This window comes from Candidatus Zixiibacteriota bacterium (genome assembly GCA_036480375.1).
Taxonomy (GTDB): Bacteria; Zixibacteria; MSB-5A5; order GN15; family JAAZOE01; genus JAZGGI01.
The window spans coordinates 1-19,196 of record JAZGGI010000050.1; the positions used below are offsets into that span (position 1 = coordinate 1).

12 protein-coding genes and 1 pseudogene are annotated in these 19,196 nt (G+C 41.3%); 7 read left to right on the top strand and 6 right to left on the bottom strand.

Annotated elements, in window-relative coordinates; genetic code table 11:
• Positions 1-23: 23 nt before the first annotated feature.
• From V3V99_14785 to V3V99_14800, 4 genes and pseudogenes are all read left to right on the top strand, one after another.
• On the top strand, positions 24-1,787 hold the full coding sequence (locus V3V99_14785; protein MEE9443928.1) for a right-handed parallel beta-helix repeat-containing protein: 1,764 nt from the start codon (positions 24-26) through the stop codon (positions 1,785-1,787).
• Positions 1,788-1,991: 204 nt separating this feature from the next.
• On the top strand, positions 1,992-3,098 hold the full coding sequence (locus V3V99_14790; GenBank protein ID MEE9443929.1) for a hypothetical protein: 1,107 nt from the start codon (positions 1,992-1,994) through the stop codon (positions 3,096-3,098).
• Positions 3,099-3,121: 23 nt separating this feature from the next.
• Positions 3,122-4,159, top strand: a complete 1,038-nt coding sequence (locus V3V99_14795; GenBank protein ID MEE9443930.1) for a hypothetical protein — start codon at positions 3,122-3,124, stop codon at positions 4,157-4,159.
• An 830-nt stretch (positions 4,160-4,989) separates the two neighbouring features.
• A pseudogene (locus tag V3V99_14800) lies at positions 4,990-5,370 on the top strand (transposase).
• Positions 5,371-5,458: 88 nt separating this feature from the next.
• Here V3V99_14800 and V3V99_14805 read toward each other — a convergent pair.
• Positions 5,459-8,392, bottom strand: a complete 2,934-nt coding sequence (locus V3V99_14805; GenBank protein ID MEE9443931.1) for a DUF2723 domain-containing protein — start codon at positions 8,390-8,392, stop codon at positions 5,459-5,461.
• Positions 8,393-8,555: 163 nt separating this feature from the next.
• On the opposite strand from V3V99_14805, the gene V3V99_14810 reads away from it, so the two are divergent.
• Positions 8,556-8,804: a hypothetical protein gene (locus tag V3V99_14810; protein MEE9443932.1), complete on the top strand. Its 249-nt coding sequence runs from the start codon at positions 8,556-8,558 to the stop codon at positions 8,802-8,804.
• Positions 8,805-8,840: 36 nt separating this feature from the next.
• Here the strand turns inward: V3V99_14810 and V3V99_14815 are convergent, their stop codons facing one another.
• From V3V99_14815 to V3V99_14825, 3 genes are read right to left on the bottom strand one after another with little or no spacing between them, the layout of a single operon-like run.
• The gene (locus V3V99_14815) at positions 8,841-10,697 is read right to left on the bottom strand and encodes a tetratricopeptide repeat protein (protein ID MEE9443933.1); all 1,857 of its coding nucleotides are present in this window, start codon (positions 10,695-10,697) and stop codon (positions 8,841-8,843) included.
• Positions 10,684-14,076, bottom strand: a complete 3,393-nt coding sequence (locus V3V99_14820) for a hypothetical protein (GenBank protein MEE9443934.1) — start codon at positions 14,074-14,076, stop codon at positions 10,684-10,686. The genes V3V99_14815 and V3V99_14820 overlap by 14 nt, the downstream gene beginning before the upstream one ends.
• A gap of 55 nt (positions 14,077-14,131) precedes the next feature.
• The gene (locus tag V3V99_14825) at positions 14,132-14,857 is read right to left on the bottom strand and encodes a DUF4159 domain-containing protein (GenBank protein ID MEE9443935.1); all 726 of its coding nucleotides are present in this window, start codon (positions 14,855-14,857) and stop codon (positions 14,132-14,134) included.
• 228 nt (positions 14,858-15,085) lie between these two features.
• On the opposite strand from V3V99_14825, the gene V3V99_14830 reads away from it, so the two are divergent.
• Positions 15,086-16,009 carry a ketose-bisphosphate aldolase gene (locus tag V3V99_14830; GenBank protein ID MEE9443936.1) on the top strand — a complete coding sequence of 308 codons (924 nt, stop codon included), beginning with the start codon at positions 15,086-15,088 and terminating at the stop codon, positions 16,007-16,009.
• Positions 16,010-16,091: 82 nt separating this feature from the next.
• Here the strand turns inward: V3V99_14830 and V3V99_14835 are convergent, their stop codons facing one another.
• Positions 16,092-17,108: an omptin family outer membrane protease gene (locus V3V99_14835; GenBank protein ID MEE9443937.1), complete on the bottom strand. Its 1,017-nt coding sequence runs from the start codon at positions 17,106-17,108 to the stop codon at positions 16,092-16,094.
• Between the two features lie 159 nt (positions 17,109-17,267).
• Positions 17,268-18,650: a cation diffusion facilitator family transporter gene (locus tag V3V99_14840; protein ID MEE9443938.1), complete on the bottom strand. Its 1,383-nt coding sequence runs from the start codon at positions 18,648-18,650 to the stop codon at positions 17,268-17,270.
• Between the two features lie 152 nt (positions 18,651-18,802).
• On the opposite strand from V3V99_14840, the gene V3V99_14845 reads away from it, so the two are divergent.
• On the top strand, positions 18,803-19,195 hold the full coding sequence (locus V3V99_14845; protein ID MEE9443939.1) for a response regulator: 393 nt from the start codon (positions 18,803-18,805) through the stop codon (positions 19,193-19,195).
• The last annotated feature ends 1 nt before the right edge of the window (position 19,196 follow it).

Genomic DNA, 19,196 nt, shown 5'->3' on the forward strand with positions numbered 1-19,196 from the left:
CGTTCATTGAAGGCGAGGGATGTTTGGCCGAGCGTAATTTAGTCTATGGTAATAGTGTTCCTGATGCCGGTTCGTACATTCGTGGCGTGGTTTATGTCCATGTTGATAATGCGACCGTGATCAATAACACGATTGACAATAATTCCCGGGGAGTATTATTGTATCCCCACAGTAATTTAGTTTTTGAGAACAACATTGTGAGCAACAATACTCTTGAGGGTGGAATTGATTTATATAGTAGTAGTTCTGGAGTAACGATAGATTATAATGATGTTTGGAACAACGGCGGGCAGGATTATATTCGTTCTGCTACTCCGGGAACACATGATATTTCAGTTGATCCGATATATTGTGATCGTGGTAATTTTGATTACACTGTGAGCGATCAATCACAGTGTTTACCTGCCAATAATAGTTGGGGAGTATTGATCGGAGCTTTCGAAGCAGGGTGTGAAGGAGAACCACAGGATCCTCAATCATTAATTATTAACGATTTTGAATCATGTATCCCAGCCAACGGAATACTTGAAATTCCTATTTATGTCACAGTTACGGGACCTTTGTGCGCGATGCAAATTCCGCTTGTTTGGGATGGGGAATACACTGTCACGGGATTCAGTTATGATGGTACGCCACTTGAATATTGGGATTATCCTGTAGTAACAGTTAATAATGAAAATAGGACAATCCTTATAGGCGGAGCTGCGGGATTGGGGGCTCCAATTCCGTCCGGGGAAAATATTTACATTGGATCAATTTCATTCGATGTTGGAGATTTGTGCACGCATGATAATAATGTCAATATCACCTTAAATACGACTACAATTGGGCCCGCATCATTATTATTTGTTGATTGTACAGAACCGGTTGCAAATGAATTTATACCATCGGCGTTAATAGAAGTAATAACAATTGATGGATACATGGCCGGGGATGCCAATGGCAATTGTTCGGTAAATGTGGCTGATGCTGTATTTTTAATCAATACTGTATTTAAGCAGGGGCCAATGCCGGTGCCGGAAGATGCCGGAGATGCCAATTGTGATGGTAAAGTAAATGTTGCGGATATAGTCTACTTGATCGGTTTTGTGTTCAGGGGCGGTGATCCACCTTCAAGTCAATGTCATTTAGCTTCAATATCTTTGGGAAGTGATGTTTATTTTGGTGAAAAGTCGGTTGCATTAACCCAGCAATATTATGGTGATAAATCAGTGATTCAAATTGAATCATCAATTGATGTTTACGGTCTTCAATTATCGGTGGAATGTGATCCAAATATCCAATTAGTAAATTTGACACGGAAAACTCAAATTTATTATGGGCGCACCCATGATATTTCACATATAGGTGTATTAGATATTAATGGAATTGGTAAAATACCTTCTGGTAAAATACAGTCTATTCTTGAATTTAATGGAAGGGTGGAGGTTGTTACTGCCGAAGCATCAGACGAATATGGGAATAATTTGGTAGTAGAAATATCTAAATCCCTATCTAATCTACTGCCCACATCATATTCATTGGATCAAAATTACCCTAACCCATTTAACCCGGGAACCGATATAAGATTCTCCTTACCGGAGGCAGGACATGTTCAATTATCCATTTTCAATATAGCCGGTCAAAAAATAAAAACGCTTATTAATGAATACCAGGAAAATGGAACACATACCGTTTATTGGAACGGTAAAGATCAATCCAACAATAATGTATCAAGCGGAATCTATTTATACAAAATACAGGTTAATGATTTTGCGGATACCAAAAAGATGATTTTGTTAAAATAAATCCTTGTAATTCACTCCGGGGATAGGGATTTTATCTTCTATTCCCGTTTTTTTTATATATTCATTTTACCACTTTCAACCGTTTGATTCGAATATTCGGACTTGCTTTATTTTCAAGTATATATATATTATCCAAGATTTTTGGCGAATGACGTTGGAAAGTCCTGAATTTATCTTGATCAATTAAAGGTCCAGAATATTAAAATGCCTAACCCGCCTGAAGTGACATTAGAAAAATATATCGATTCCCCGGAAAACCGAATTATTTTATTGGATTATTATACCCAAGTTTACTCTAAAATTCCTAAAATGGCCAATGAGAACCGTTTTGAATGGCAAACATTTCTAAATCCCCTTGAAGAAAACGAAGAAAGACCTCTTATTTGGCTTTTGCGTTCATGTTCTGGCAAATTGTGTGGTCATAATTCTCTATTAAAATTCGAGCTTCGAATTGATAATCGTAAATATTCAGGATATTGCAGCACAAATCTATTAGTAAATCCGGGAACCGAAGGTAAAGGGCTTGGGCATGTTCTAATTGAAAATAATGAAAAAATGGACGGTGTCGCCTTTGCTGTTGGCATAACAGAAATGGCCTCTCGAGCCTTCCAAAAAAGAGGCTGGGTTCTTATCAATGATTCTTCACAGCAATCTTTGGTTCTTAATCCTATGGCTGTATTCGGCTTTCTAAATAAATCAAAAATGTTGGCATATATTGCCTCTCCATTTATTATCCTAATTAATGCCGCATTTAGAGTATATAAAAAAATCTTTATTCCAAGAAGTATTTCAGACATTTCATTCAGCCAAATAAACGAATTTCTTCCTGATTGGGATAACTATTGGAGAGAATATCTAAAAGATTATGCAATCCACTTTGATAGGAACTCATCATTTCTTAATTACAAATATTTCAAACGGGAAGATATTAAGCATACGGTATATCTTTTTGAGAATCAAAATCGCCCTATTGGTTATATTGTATTCCGAAAATCAGTGAACGTTGATAAAAAAATCGTACTTGGTCGCATCGTTGATTTTGTCTATGACCCAACTATCAGTAAAAAGCTGTTATCATATATGATTAAGATTGCGTCTGATGAATTACGTAAATTGCAAGTAGATTGTATTGTAGGCATAGCTTCATCACCTGCAACTAAAACAGCGTTTTGGCAAAATGGTTTTATATTTAGTCGTATACAACCGGCAATAATTAGGGAAACAGATTTTAAAATAAAGGATTTACGCCAACGTTACTCCCATATTTGGTATATATCACTTGGCGACTCAGATTTGGACAACTACTGGTGAAAAAGCTTAAGGAGAACAATTAGATGAAAACTGTGTATTTTATTATTGGATGTGATACTGACCCGGATCGAACATCTTTTATTTCGGGGGTCACTGACAAACAGCTAAGCTGGATAGGAATGGATGAGGGGATTCATGCGGTTAAGGAGGCAACCAAAGACATACTTGACTCGGAAGGGAAAAGTCCAATTTTTTCCTGGTGCCTTCGCGTCGATGACCAAATAAGACATTATGATGATGATTATGCTTGGGTTTTAAAATCGCATAGAAAACTGTTTGAGGATTTGGAGAAATCGGGAGATGAATTAAGCTGGCATCCTCATTTTTGGAGATATAATAATCAAAAATCCTTTTGGTATCAGGAAACTCAAGATATTGAATGGCAAACAGAAATGCTTCAGATGTCTCATTCAGCCTATCAGGATGTTTTTCCTGATCGACCATTATCGGTAAGAATGGGATGGAATTTCCATAATACAAATTCGATGAAAACACTTTCGAATCTTGGAATAAAGGTTGATTTTTCTGGAGTACCCGGTATGCGTGTTGATCCCTCACCCTTAAAAGTTGATAATATTTATAATTGGTTCGATGCGCCTCCAAATCCTTATTATCCTTCAAATAAGGATTTTCAAACTGCGGGGATTGATAATAATAAAATGGGAATTTTGGAAGTTCCAAATCTTGTAGCCAAATCTATCGCTTGGGGATATATTGCCGGAATAGTATTGGCCAAGAAAATGAAAAACATTAAACCCTTATTTGTTGCTTTGCGAAGGCCAAGATATTGGATTAATATTTCAGCAGAAAGACATTATTTTAAGCCTCTTTTGAATGAGTTCCATAAACATCTCAGAAGGAAAAAAACCACACTGTTGATTTTTAACAACTACTTCCACGCTGATGACATGGTAGAAAATAATTCGGCGATATATTCTTTGAGAGGATTTAAAAACAACTTGAATGATCTTGTAAACGCCGCAAAGGAATCAGGCGCACATATAAAATTTATCAAGGCCTGTGATTCGGCGAATATATTCAATCAAAAGGCTGATAATTGATACTGTTTTCGTAGCATGGGAATCTTGATAATCAGCTAAATCTCCAAGCAAACCATTACCGATCCATTGTTTGATCAATTTGCGGGGATGTTAATTGCCTATTTATGGATAAGTCCCTTAGCACCTGTATTCTGCATTAAGCAGCAGTTCTAAAATAGTCCACTATTGCCAGCCAAAAATCAGAACCTATCCCTCCGACTAACAAGTTGAAGGGTTTTTTGTATGTAGCACTTACACTTCGGCCATCTAGAATGCAGTTCGAATATAGCAAATCGGCTAATTCCCGTTTATCATGATTATTCCGGCTATCCCAAAGTATCGGAAAGTTATTGCCATTAGTCAAAGTGTCTCCCAATATTTAGAACCCACCAGTCCACTTTGTCTGTCGACGTACAATCCAATCACCCATTTCTTATTTTGAATTCATTGAAATAGTCTTCGATTTCCCCTGCAAAGGAACCAGGAAGCTGACTCGAAATGAACTTTCTGAAATTATTGTAGATATGATTGGAAAGGAGTGAGAAGGAGTGATTCGTTTTAGTGCCCTTACGGATTTGTCTAAATATCGCCCGTAATTCTCCCTTAAGCTCAGCCATTTTCAAAACTTCTTCTTTTTCTTTATCTTCATAATATGAAAAGATTGCAGACTTTATGCCTGTCAAACTTTTGACAAAGTCAGTCGACACCTTTTTTAGTTGTTCGATGTTGTTTTTCCTTCATTATTATAAACAGTCAATATTATAATTCAGATAATTTAAGGAGTATAATGTTTCAACGGCAGGAATCGTCTCGGAGCCGGCTCGAATGAGTATGTTTCCGATCCCAGGCTATGCGGTAGATGCCGGATGCTATCCGAATGCACCGAGTCACGGAATCATGTTCGAGTCATCACCGGTCATGTCTGGCAGAGATATCGGGAACAGGTACGGAAAACACCATTGGGTAAATATCTTCGTCAGAAGCGTCAGGAGACGGTGAAGCGATCATTTGCCGATGCTAAGGAGTTGCATGGTCTGCGGAATGCTCGTTATCGCGGGTTGAAGAATGTCACCGAGCAAAGTTTGATGACGGCGATTGCGATGAACATCGAGAAGATGGCTCGCCATCTTTCTTATTGTATCATTTATTGGTTGAAAAAGCGCTTCCTGTTGGCAAATAATCATCGAAAAAATTCGATTCTCGGCAATTTAAGAAAAAACTCACGAAGATAGATCAAAATTGTCATAAATACAAAAGGCAGTTCAAAAAAACTGCCCTTTGTCATTAGTCTGACCCGCCTTTGAAGGCGGGTTTTACAAATCATGAATCACCGGGGTCAGGCGGTACGATTTGAACGGGCGGTGTATTTTGAGTCGCTGGTGGCGGGGGCGCCAGTCTTTGCTGATCCATAAAAGACTGGGCCCTTCGTAAAATATCATTCGCATAGGGATCATCATCATGATATTGACTGTACTCCTGTGCCAATCTTACTAAATCTCCACCTCGCCCCTCAATCCCATAAAGCGATAAAAGCGCTCGGAAAGTATGGCTCTTATCACGATTCAATTCCCAGGCGTTATTAAGATACTCTTCGGCTCTTCTATTATCACCAAGCGTTAAATACATTGTGCCCAAGTACTGATGGAAAAAAACATTGGTCGGATTATTATTAAGAAACCCATGCAAATATTGTTTCATTTCAATCTCTATTTCCATGGCTCGGAGAGTATCTCCATTTTCGCGGGCCCGTTGAGCCTGAGTCAGGCGTGAACGCCAATAGGAAGGAATCGCTTCACAAATTTTTTCCAGAACTGTATCGGCTTTTTCAGTTTTGCCATTTTCCATAAGATATGAGTGATAATCGAGCATTTTTTCGGGGAAAGCTAAAGAAATGCCCGCGATATTTTCACTCTGAGCAATCAGCGTATCGCTGAGATTATCGTACTTATACACTTCAAAAAACAGGCTATCCGTTCTATCTTCACGATATGCCAACCTGGTTTCATCGGTGGATAAAGTCAAAATAATGCCGTCACGATATAATCTATCCATTAATTTCAGTGGTGTATTCCTAACTTCGCCTGCCGCGGAAGTAAAGTGAATCGGATACTTCCATCGATTCGTCAGGATAATATCTTCCAGCATAATCTGGGCAACTTTCAAAGTTTTCTCTTCATAATAGGTAGGCACTAAAAGAGCGGTCCGTTTACGGACACGATCATAAAATGGTTTCTGAGGCCGAGTTATTTCCTGACCGTTGGGAGCAATATCCACCTCCCAGAGGATCTGATCATCCTTCATTGATATCGGAACATCAGGAAGGATACCAACAGATACCGGTTCCACTTCCCGTCCTTCAAGCATAATTTTCCCGTCTTTCCAGGGAATAGCAGCGGGATCGAATCCGGCGTTTATCGCCGAAAGTGAATCAAGGTGTTTCATCTGCCAGATATACCAGTCGGTATTCAAAAGCGAGAAATTTATGACCCTGACATCCTTACGAATGCCATAAATCTCCTGAATGCACCAGACCGGGAAAGTATCATTATCACCCGCCGTAAACAATATGGAGTTTTTTTCGCATGAATTTAATATGTTCCAGGCATAATTATAAGCCATGCGATTTTTAGACCTGTCATTGTTGAAATAACTCGCCTGAGCCGGAATAATCGGAGTCAAAACCAAAATTAATGAAGTATAAACAGCCATCCTGTTTATATTCTTGCCCATTTTGACGGTTGCTTTTCGTATCAACTCCATAATTCCGGCCATACCCAGTCCGATGGCCATACCGAACAGAACAAATGCCGGAGTAAAGAAATAATATCTATCTCGGACTTCCTGATAAGCGTCTCCCGTATATTTATTAAAGTGTGTCCCGTCGGCAAAATTCATATACAAGACTAATCCCACCGATCCAACGAGCACAAGGGTGATAAATATATACCCCCAATCAGGATATTTATAGGCCATCATTCCCAGGCCAAATATTCCAATCACAAGAAACACTGGAAATAATTTCTCACTGGAATACTGCTCTTTAAAAAACCGCAGAAAACCCATCCGTGCATGGTCTCCAAATTGATTCGACAATTCCCCCCGACGTACGAACATCCTTTCAGTCATGGAAGTGGATCCGTATTGCTTACGGTCAAGGAAATTAACGAACGTCCGGAAATCACGGGAAGGGGTGTTTTCGTCTATAATCGGGTGCATGCTTGAACGAATCGGTATATAGACATGAACCGAATATCCGATAATCGCAAAGAGAATAATTAAAAATGACAACCGCCACAATTTATCTCTTTTCACAAACCATACAAAAAAGCTGATGACAAGCCAACCCAGAACCGAAAACATAAATGGATAAAAACCAACCATAATCGGCGAAATGGCTCCAAAAGCCAGAAAAATCGGCCAATTGACTTTATTTCTCATATATATTGCCAAACCGACAAATTGAAGTCCCGCCAGGATCAGAAAGATTTTGTATCTCGCCTCCCCGATGTTAACGTCAGGAGTAGGTATTGAGGTGTCGGCCAAAATTAGAATCAATATCAGTTGGATGATAAAAAACCCGGAAATAAGAGCCCAGTCGATTTTTGTCGCTGTCCTCTTAAGGCCAAAAATTATCGTCACAATCGGAACAATCAGGAATACCGTCAGGTGAATCCCCAGAGAAATGGTTGCCAGGAAAGCAGTCAGAAGAATAATCCTTTGACCCGTATTGCTAAAACGATGGTTAAACCATTTGAGACTCAGCCATAACATAGCCAGCATAATAAGTATTGCCATGCTTCGTGGTTCGGTTTCAACGGAATTATTCCAGTTAGCCCGGCTAAAAGCGACAAATAAAGAACCAATAAAACCAGAAGCGTAAGCGATTATACGGCCAATTTTATAATTTTCAGTGTTTACATACCAGCTCGAGACCAGACGAACCGTAATCAGGTAAGCAAATAGCGCCGAAAAAGTAGAGGATATGGCCGACATCATATTTATGCGGAAGGCTACATCGGAGGCGATGGGCAACAGGTCAAAAAAACGCCCGACCAGCATAAACATGGGAGTGCCCGGGGGATGGGGATTGCCCAAAATATGCGAACTGGCGATAAATTCCCCGCAATCCCAATAACTCAATGTCTGAGCCACCGTTAGACGATAGATTATAAAGGTAATGATTGTGACAATTGCCGCAATTACGGCGTTGATTCTATCGAATTTCTTTTCCTGACCAAACAACGATGGCTCCACTCTGGCCTCCTAAAGATAATTTTCCTATCCGTCGATAACAATTATACAGATAAAGCCGGTGATTTCTCCACCCGCAAGACCATAATATACATTTTCGCCGGTTGGATACAAGATATTTTAGGGTAGAAGCTATTTAAATAATTTCGTGATTTGGAGGATGCTCATGTTACTATGGAGCGCGATTCTGTTTGTTTTAGGCATAACCGCCTTTCTGGACGCTCTTTTTAATTACGGTGAAATATTCCGTCAAATAAATTCGGTGCTGTTTCTCCTGGTTTCATTGGCCATTTTGGTTCGGACCACGACCAAAAAGAAAATGGCCAGGATGGAACATTACGCCCAAAAAGTAGAGGATCTTGAGCAAAGAATCATTAATTTGACACGCCCCAAAGACACATCCGTTTTAAAATAATTATTTGCGGCAAGTTTATTCTTCAGAGATAAATTATTAAATTCGGCCAACGTCTTCGGCATCACGCCGAAGGATTTCCCTGATCGGGGCGCTAAACGGGTAATTGGAATAATCCCGCAGTAGGTTTTTATAAATTTCCAGGGATTCATCTCGACGCTCAGGATTTTCAAAATATATGTCTGCCTTTAGCTTTAATCCATAAGGCAAAAAATAAGATTCCGGATATTGAGCTTCAAGACTATCAACCGCGGTCACGGCGTCGGCCGATAGCTTTTGCCCGACATATAAGTTGGCAAGTTTCAAATATGACACTGGTGATAAAGCCGGTATCCCAATGCGGCAAATCTTATTCAAATAAAATTCCAGGGAATCTTCCTGATTGATATAATCAAAATACTCCGCGGCGCAATAAAGATCAATCTGTCCCGACGCGGAACCGATAGCTTCACTCAAAACAAGAGAGTAGTTAATCGCGTCATTGACATAAAACCCTCTGGGGTAGCGGCTCAGAATTTGCCTGAAAGAATCCCGGGTTGACATATACTCATTGGAAAACAATTGTATTAAGGCTTTTATGTAATCTGTTTTTTCTTTGAAACTATCATTCAATTCAAAGGTTAATAATAGAGTACAGCATGCCATCGCCGAATCGAGCTGGTTTTCTCTTATAAGAAGATTTATTAACTCGAAGCGAGCCTGTATATCATATCGCGATCTCGGCGCCGTTGAAATTACCTCATCAAGAAAATTCCTGGCCTGATCCAAATCGTCCAGATAATCTTTGTACATAACACCAATTCTCAACCTCGCCTCAGCCTTATGAGACACCCAAACGAATTTTTCCTCAATCGAATGATAAATCTCAAGAGCCTTGTCGTATTCCCCTGTCGCCGTATAGGATTCGGCCATTAAGAATTGCGCGTTGCCGATTATGGGCGAAATATCATAAAAAACGGTTAATACTTCACCGGCCAAAATAGTCTGTTTATATTCGCCGCTTTTGTTGCACCGTTTCATAAAATATAAAATATCATTCCCACCTTTATTGCGCAGACTGTCTATTTCGACATAAAACTCCCGAGCTTCATCGAATCGTCCCTGATCCATGAGAAGCTGTCCGTACGCGTTAACAAGTCTGAAATTCTCATAATGACTCTGAATCTGCCGGGATAAAATCGCCATGACGGTATCGGCCGATTCCGGATAGCGGATCATCGAAACAAGTTTGGCCTCAGCCTCGGCCGCCGCCACCGAATCTTTTTCCATGTGCGTCAAATACTCGTAAGTGGCCAGATCAAAATCGCCATTGGCAGTCAGAGCATCACCCATAAAACTGGCCAGTAGAACGGAATTATTCTTAAGGATTCTTACCGAATCGATGAATTCAACGACATAATCATAATAGCCCAAACGCTGATAATTCTGGGCAATCGATACGAGAACCGGCAGGCGATCCAATGCCATCGTAGCACTTTCAAAGAAATAATACCGTGCCGAATCAAGGTCTCCGATTAGCAAATGCGCGTCACCGGCGTTGTGCATCAGCATAAAATTAACAGGCTCCGATTGAATCCTCAGCCTCATCAACGCGACTAATTTACCGTAATTTTTGCCTTTTTTATAGCATTGAGCCAGCAACGATTTTAGTATGAGATCATCGGAACTTCTATTCAATTCATTTTCGGCCAAAGCGCTCGCCATTTCATATTGACCCATCGCCATCAAACGCCTGACGCGGTCAACCGTGGCGCTATTCAAGTTATCCTTTTTTAACGGGGATTGATCATTATCCTGACGAGGCGAAACGGCCTCATCCCTTTGAGCCATTACCGAAACCGCATTGAATGATAGCCAAACGATAAAAAATATTCCCAATAGCTTATTTGTTTTCATCAGCCTGATGTCTCATACCGGAGAGAGCTTTGAAATATGCCTTAATTTGCTGTTCATATTGCCGCGGATATCCCTCTTTCAAATATTGATTGAGTCTATCCTGTAGAGTTTCCGGTCCTACCATATTGTCATCATCGAGCGCTCCCGGAGAGGCTCTTAGTATATCCTTCCCGATCACCGATTGTCTTTCTTTGGTAAAATCACGCCGGTTTAATGATTTTTGTACATCGAGCATTCGCGAATAAACCCGCAATTGCCGATCAACTAATTCCTGCCCGGCCTGGCCTTCCTCGAGTAATCCTTCGATCTCTTTAATCTCATCAGAAAGAGCGTCAAGACGGCCCAATATATCCCGTCTATTTCCAAATTCTTTCTGGAGTTCTTCCAACGATTTGCGAACGGTTCCCTGTTCCCCCGCCAGCCGTTTCAAAGCCTGGCGAGTTGCGTTGGGATTTTTTCCGGGATTATTGCATTCCTGCTGTGTCTGTTGATTAATCTCGTTTTGTTTTTGACACATAGATTGCATTTTCTGATTATTCTTATTGCATGATCCGCCTTTATTGCAATCATTCTGTTCCTCAAGGCCGTCAAGCAACTTAACCGACGCTCGATTGAGATTATACATCGCCTCCTGCTGGCTATCGTATGCGGCGGAGGTGCGCCGCTCACCAAGATTATCGCAGGAAGATTGCATATTCTGCCGGCTTTGCTCAAGAAATGACCGCGTCTCGGCCGCTAAAAACGGTGATTTTTTGCTTAGTTCATTAACTCTTTGTATTAAAGAATTCACCGATTCCCGCAGCGTCATCTGTTCCGCAGCCATTTTTCTCAGATAATCAGTTTGGGCTGAGCCGTTTTTTATAGCCTCATAAATATCTTCCTGCTTCTGTGACAAATAATTGGCGTCATTAATTGCGTTGAGCATTTCCTGGGCCAATTTACGGCCCTCTTCATCCGCGAAAGCGGCCATAGTCTCCTGTAGTTTGCCCACCAAACCGCTCAATTTTCGAGACGCCTCTTCACCATGCGGTTTCGCCTGGTTCGCGTTTTTATTATTTAGTTCCTGCTCCATCTGATTCATATCCGAACCGGCCTGATTATCCTTAACCGCGTCGGCAAAACTATTTTGCAATTCCGCATTCTGCAGTTCCGATTTCTCAATTAAATCTTTTAATTTATCAGCCTCATTCTTGAGCGCCTCCATTTGCTTCTGGAGCTTATCTTCTCTTCGGGACAGTCGCGGATATTCATCGTCCGATTTCAACTGCTGCGTTTCGACATTAACGCGATTCTGCTCCAAAAGCATTTCTTCGGCCATCTTAAGCATAGCCGCCATCTTCTGTTCAATCTGCATCCTCTTCAAAAGCTCCACCGAGCGTTCCAGTCTTTTGAGCATCTCTTCCTGAGAAACCTGAAATTCCTTCATCGCCTGTTCTATCTCTTCCGGACTCATATTCTTCAGGGCTTCGGCGAGTTTGCGCATCGCTTCTTTCATTTCGGGCGTGGCGATTTCATTAAACAATTTCTGCAGCTCCATCATTTTTTGCATAATTTGTTCAGACAGAAGATTGTTTTGCTCCATTTGTTTTATCGATTCTTCCATATGCTCGGCCATCTTCTCGATATTCTCCGCGGTGAGATTCTGCTGCTTGACCATGTTTTCCAATTCCCTGGATTTCTTCCAGTCAATCTTTTTGGCCGATTTCATCTCACGCGCCAACTCTTTTAACTGGTCAGCCATCTTACGCTGTTCCTGCAGTATTTTTTCCGCCTTAAAAATACGGGTTTCCTGCTGGGCGTCAGTTTCCGCGATTATTTCGTCAATGGAGGGCAACCGAGCCGCGTAAACCCGAGTGCTGGTTGTCTTGGGTCCTGAAATGACATCGTTATCGGATATCTCGAAGTGATATAGAATTAAATCTGACGGCAGCAAATTGAAGCGGTCAACATCCCAGTTAAAGGTAACCTCGCCCTCGGTCGAAATATCATCCGAAAAATTAATCACCGCGACATTTTCTTCCCCTTGCCGGCCGCCTGTAATTATTTGATATTTCATAACCAGCGAGCCGAAGCCGAAATCATCGGATATATAAAGGTCGAAGGGAATCATCATCCGATCGTCGAAATTTATATCATATGCGGGATAGTTGACTTTTATATAAGGATACTCATCCGGAATCGCCGTCACCATATATTCAATCGGATCCGGATTAGTCTCGCCATTTTTGTCATAAAGGCGAAGATGGTAAGAAAAATCATTTTGAATGATGAAGTTTATTTTGCCGATAGATTTTTCAAAATCAATCGGCAATTTGACCGAATCATCCCTGATAAGATACCCTGATTCAATATTGCGGTTTGCCTCGATTTCAAGATATGAGCGACTGCCTACTAAAGCCGCGAACGAACCGTTATTCTCATCGGCGATTAAATCCGCCAGCCCGGTATAACGGGGTGAGCGTATTGTTAGCTTAAGGTTTGATACCCGGGGTTTTTCCACGATATTTATGGCGTACTTTTCCGAAGTGACTTCGCCAGCAACAATATAATAATCAAAAGACCTTCTGACCTGCTTTAACGTTATGCCGAAGGGGAGAGTATCAACATGAAAATTACCGTTACCATTGACTGAAAAATTATAGGAATTGGCGACCGGAATTTTCTCAGATTGCCAGCGGCCTTCGGCGAATTTATAAAAAATCTCAAGTTCCTTCGGGAATCTGCCGCCAATGAGTTGCCCCCCGATTTCGATATCCGAATATTTTACTTTTTCTGCGTTTCCGGGCTGAACGGTAACCGAGAATCCGGAGGGAGGAGCGACTCTGATCGTGGGATGTGAATAAACATCCAGCGCATTGGAAAATATCCCAGGCATAATAATTGCGACTAACGTTGCAACGACGGCAACAACTGTTCCGGATCTTAATTTTCTGAATAACGGGTAACCGGAAACGATTTCATTGAAATTAATTTCCCGAGTAAGTTCAAGAGCCTGTTTGCCAGTCATATCAATAAGAGTCGGGGAGAAGTTGGTTTTTTCGAGATTTAAATCGCGGAACTGCAGGGCGGCTACCAACCGATTCTTCAAATCCGGGTACTTTTTCTCAATCATCAAAGCCGCCGAAATCAAATCGCCGCCTTTTTTGACCGGTTTATACACATACCGATAAATCGCAAAAAACAATAACCCGCCTGCCGTAGCCATTAAGAATAATTTTAGATAGACCGGCAAAATAATCACCACCGCGATCGCCGATAATAACAATCCCAAACCGATAATGGTAGAAATCGTCGCGACGACTCCGGCCCCGAATATAATTATCCTGTTTTTCAGGATAACCCCTTTTAATCGTTTTTCCAGTTGAAGCAATTGTACCATGTCATTATCCCGATAAAGGCTCTAAATTTATTGACGGCAAACGGCGGGTATAAGTTTAGTATGCCATCGCGTAAGCTACTATATTTAAACCCATTTTCAGGGCTTCAAGTCTTTTTTCCGGCGGATCGTTATGAACATGCTCATCTTCCCAGCCATCGACAATATCAGATTCAAACAGGTAAAAAAATACAATCCGCCCGTCAATTACAATACCCCGGCCGGAAGCTGGCTTATTATCATGTTCGTGAATTTTGGGCGGCCCGTTAGGAAAATCAAAAAACGAATGGTAAATGGGGTGGTCAAAAGGAATTTCCTGCAAAGGATTGCCCGGAAATAAATCGGCGGCCGCCGTCCTGACCGATTTATCCATACCATAAGAATCGTTAATCAATAAAAATCCGCCGGTAAGGAGATATTGGCGTAAACGAGTCATTTCATTTTCAGTAAATATTATCACGCCATGCCCGGTCGCGAACAAAAAAGGATATGAAAACAAATCATCATCTTCAATCCTGACCTGCTTTTCCTCCAAATCAACCGGCCATCCGGTTTGTTCTGCAATAAAAATCAGCAAATTGGGCGCCGCCGAATTGCCCTCGTACCAGTCGCCGCCGCCGCCGTAATGAAGCCTCGTCAAGGTTATTGACGACGGATTCTGTGACTTTATAGTCGTCGCCCGCGCGAACGGATTAGTTCCGGGAATTTGATTCAATTGATCCTGCGCCGGAATGTTCGATACGGCTAATAGACAAATTAAGGCTGTCAAAATCTGATACTTCATACCAATAATATTATACTGCCAAATCCCAAAATTGATAGAAAAAAATGAGACGATTTGGGTTTTTATTTTGATTTTCCCCGTATCAGAGGCGTAGTTTCTCTTGCGTTTGAGTTTATCAAATAATTAATTTAGACCGTCGTCCAGGGGCGCCAATAAATAATCTTTATGAATTTGACTATCCTGGGCCAAACCTGTAAATAGTAAAAAACAAATACAGGGAGAGAAATTATGCCGTTAGCTTCACTTATTGATATGTATGCCAAGGCGAATAGGGAATATTACGCCATACCGCAATTTAACGTAAATAACCTGGAATTCATCCAGGCCGCTATGGAAGTTTCCGAAGAAATGAAAGCGCCGGTCATTCTGGCCGCCTCGACCTCAGCTATCAAATATGCAGGCATTGATTATATGATGGGGATGGTCAGAGCTGGCGCCGCCAATGTTTCCATCCCGGTCGCCATGCATCTTGACCACGGCGCCACTCCGGCCGATGCCAAAATGTGCATTGACGCCGGATTCACTTCGGTTATGATCGACGCCTCTAAAGAGTCGCTGGAAAAAAATATCTCAATCACTCAGGAAGTAATGGCCATGGCCAAATCCAAAGGAATTTGTGTCGAGGCCGAACTTGGCCTCTTAGGCGGTATCGAAGACGACGTCGTGGTTGATGAAAAAGATGCCTTCTTGACTGACCCGGAAGAAGCTGAAAGATTTATCAAAGAATCTGGCTGCCATGCGTTAGCAATCGCTGTTGGGACAAGTCACGGGGCTTACAAATTCAAACATACACCCGAGTTGGCGATGGATCGTATCACCCAAATAAAAGAAAAAACCGGAGCCGCTCTCGTACTCCACGGCGCCAGCGGTGTGCCCAAAGATTTACTTGACCTGGCGTCAAGGTACGGCGCCGAACTCCCCGGAGCAATGGGTGTTCCCGATGAGGCATATGCCGAGGCGGTCAAACGAGGTATAAACAAAATCAATATCGATACCGACTTGAGGCTGGCTTTTATGAGTCATATTCGTGAATTCCTGGCCAACAACCCCAGCCAGTTTGACCCGCGCAAAATATTAAAACCGGCCAAAGAAGCGATCAAAGTTCAAATGCGCAATAAAATCAAATTATTCGGCTGTGAGGGGAAAGGATAATAGGGATCTGCAATCTGAAATTCCAATAAATAATAAATTTCGAAAATAAAATGGCGGATTGAATCTCCGCCATTTTTAATTTCTAAAACGTCCCGGTAATTGAAAACGTTATCGACTTCTGAGTACTTTTTAGATCATAATCAAGACCGCGATAGAAATCCCCTGTGTCATCATAATTGGGACTCGCTGGATCATCACCATACCATTCCTGCCTTTGTTCGCCTGCAGTACTAATGCTCAAGTATCGATACCCAAGACTGAGTGATATACTTGACCCGTTTGCGGATTTTTTGAATGGCCATTCGATATCTCCCGATAATATTAATGTCGCCCCGCTGCATGTTCCTCTGCCTTCTTTATTTCGTAAAACATGATCATCAAAATCTCTGCCAAATGTTAATGGTGAAAAACCAATATTGGCATTTAAGCTCACAGGATTCAATGCCCGGATCTGACTTTTTAAAGCGATATATGGAATATGATAGGTATATTGGTTTATCCCGACCAGAGTATCTTCATGGGATTGAAAATTCAGACTATCAAATTGATCATTTTCGTATATAAGAAACCAGCCATCCAAACCAATTGCCTCAAATTCGAATTTCTGATACATATATCCTAAAGCACCACTAATAGAGAATTTTGGCTTATTGGCAAAATCAAATTCAACATTAATATCAATATCTGTAGCTCTTAATGTAACATCTGATTCAGAATAAACGGTCATTTCATCGAAATCATATGTTAAAGATTTTTGCCAATCAGAATCCGTGGTTGGCGTGTCTGGATCCTGAAGATTAGTAAAATAACTTAGATTCAAAGACCAATTCAAATCACCTTTAAGTTTACCTATTAATGAAAGATTACCTCCCCCCATATATGTATCAAGCGGACATTCTATCTCACTATCGAATTGTGTTAAATCATTATAATAAAAATATGAAAATCTCTCAGTAAACGTAAGATGCAATAATGTTGATCCCGATGTTTTGCGGCTCTCCAGAGATGCTTTGACCTTCAAGTAATCACCCAAAATTCCTGAAGTAGCCGTTGAAGAAAGAATTAGCCCCAGAATCGCAAGAACAATTAATCGTTTCAATATTACCTCCCGCTTTACCTCTATAGATAGAGGTCAATAAATTATTTACTGCCTCTCAGTCCCCGAAAACAGTCCCGTTTCTGTTTTCAAAGAAAAAAAATAATATATACCGGATTGTCAAGTACAGGATCGAGAATTCCAAAAAAAGCGGATTATATTTTAATTTTTGAACGGTTCTAAATGAAGGGTAATCGATTTCAGTTCAGGCATCTCCTCATGCAATTTTTCCTGAACCCGAATGGAAACCGAATCGGTTCTCGCCAGAGTCATCTTCCCATCAAGACGCATATCGGCCGAGAGCGCCAGACCGTCTTTATGGGGTGTTAAAACAATATTGTGACAATCTTCGACATCGTGAAACGATTCCACAATGGATTTGACTCTTTCCGCAACCCAGTCAATATCGGGAGGGGCACCTCCGGCCAAAGATGTTTCCGATTTATAAGGCTGAGTGTGTATAACGATTTTTTTCAAGCCCTTGACGGTTTCATGGAGCTTTTTAGTTATTTCGCCAGTCAAATTGTGAGCGTCATCAAGAGTCTTATCGCCGGGCATTTCGATATGCATCGATACAAAATGACCGCCGTCTTCTTCGCCTATAATGACATGATGCGTCGAAAGTCCAAATGATGATACCACAAACCGGATAGCCGATGTTATCTCTTCCGATTCAGGGGAGACCGGCCGAAATGAACAGGTGACGTCGACATCTTTCATGGCCAGCCGTACTTTTTCATTTAACCAGCTTTTCAATTCGCTGGCTCGAGCAAAACTCAAAGAGCGGTCAACATCCAGAATCAATTCAGCGAACGTCGTCCGGCCGTCGCTTCTCAATCGAATAGAATCAACCCCAATGACTTCCGGCTCAGATGTAACGATATCGATTATTATCCCTTCCGTATCCAGGGGGGCCCGATCCAGCAATACGTCTATGGATTGTTTTCCCAAACGATAAATAGCCGTTAAAATAAATATTGCTACGCCAATGGCTGCGACAGCGTCAGCCATTGGCCAACCCATTGATACAGCGGCCAATCCAAACAAAACCACCAGCGAAGAATAAATATCGGTCGAAAAATTCAAAGCGTCGGCTTCCAGGGCCTGGCTTTTGTACTTTTTTGCCGTCCGCCTTAAAGCCCGGACTCGAGTTATATCAATTATAATCGCCGCAACAATTACAATATAAGCCCAGGGAGTCATATCGATGACTGATTCACCCGAAGTCAATCGCCCGATCGCCTCATATATTATCCAGATGCAGGTCAGAAGCAATATAATTACCTGAGCCAGCGCAGCTAATGATTCCACTTTGCCGTGCCCAAAATGATGATGTTGATCGGCCGGCCGGTCAGAAATCCGCACCGCAAAATAGGTAATTATCGATGCCCCCATATCAAGAAGGGAATGCAACGCATCGGTTAGAATTGCCAACGAACCCGTCATTAGGCCAACCGTCGATTTGCCGACAATCATTACAACAGCGGCCAGAATTGAATATAACGCGACCGCTCTCTTCTCATTTTTTGGGTCAGGATTATTCATAATAACCGACAAAAGTTTAATATCTTTTCGCCTGAGATGCAATTATAAATTGAATGAAGTTTAATCACATTTTTATTAAAATCGAAAAATACCTTAACTGGCAATTAATATTATTGAATAATTTCCGACAATAATTTTAAGTGGGGGGCTTTATGAATACAAAAAAAATCTTAGTTGTTGATGACGAACAAGTAATCAGATTAATGTTATCATCGCTTTTACGCAGATTAGGGTACAACGCCATTTTCTCCGAGAATGGTAAACAAGCAATTGAAATTTATAAGCAATATACTCTGGATATAGATATTGCTATAATCGATTTGCAGATGCCGGAAATGAACGGCTTTGAAACTTTTGAACGGCTAAAGTCCATTGACCCGGATATTAAAGTCATTTTTTCCAGCGGTCGGATGGACGATCAATTGGATCGATTGGTTTGCGAGTCCGGCAGCGTTTGCCTGGCCAAACCTTATAAAATGGAACAATTGTCTCAAGCCCTGGAAGAATTGAGCGCATTTTCAAAATTCAGTATGAATGATGTGTAAT

Excerpts from the sequence above, each read along its gene's own strand:
- V3V99_14795 (MEE9443930.1), top strand. The coding sequence starts at position 3,122 with ATGAAAACTGTGTATTTTATTATTGGATGTGATACTGACCCGGATCGA.
- V3V99_14820 (MEE9443934.1), bottom strand. The coding sequence starts at position 14,076 with ATGGTACAATTGCTTCAACTGGAAAAACGATTAAAAGGGGTTATCCTG.
- V3V99_14830 (MEE9443936.1), top strand. The coding sequence starts at position 15,086 with ATGCCGTTAGCTTCACTTATTGATATGTATGCCAAGGCGAATAGGGAA.
- V3V99_14790 (MEE9443929.1), top strand. The coding sequence starts at position 1,992 with ATGCCTAACCCGCCTGAAGTGACATTAGAAAAATATATCGATTCCCCG.
- V3V99_14810 (MEE9443932.1), top strand. The coding sequence starts at position 8,556 with ATGTTACTATGGAGCGCGATTCTGTTTGTTTTAGGCATAACCGCCTTT.
- V3V99_14815 (MEE9443933.1), bottom strand. The coding sequence starts at position 10,697 with ATGAAAACAAATAAGCTATTGGGAATATTTTTTATCGTTTGGCTATCA.
- V3V99_14845 (MEE9443939.1), top strand. The coding sequence starts at position 18,803 with ATGAATACAAAAAAAATCTTAGTTGTTGATGACGAACAAGTAATCAGA.
- V3V99_14825 (MEE9443935.1), bottom strand. The coding sequence starts at position 14,857 with ATGAAGTATCAGATTTTGACAGCCTTAATTTGTCTATTAGCCGTATCG.
- V3V99_14840 (MEE9443938.1), bottom strand. The coding sequence starts at position 18,650 with ATGAATAATCCTGACCCAAAAAATGAGAAGAGAGCGGTCGCGTTATAT.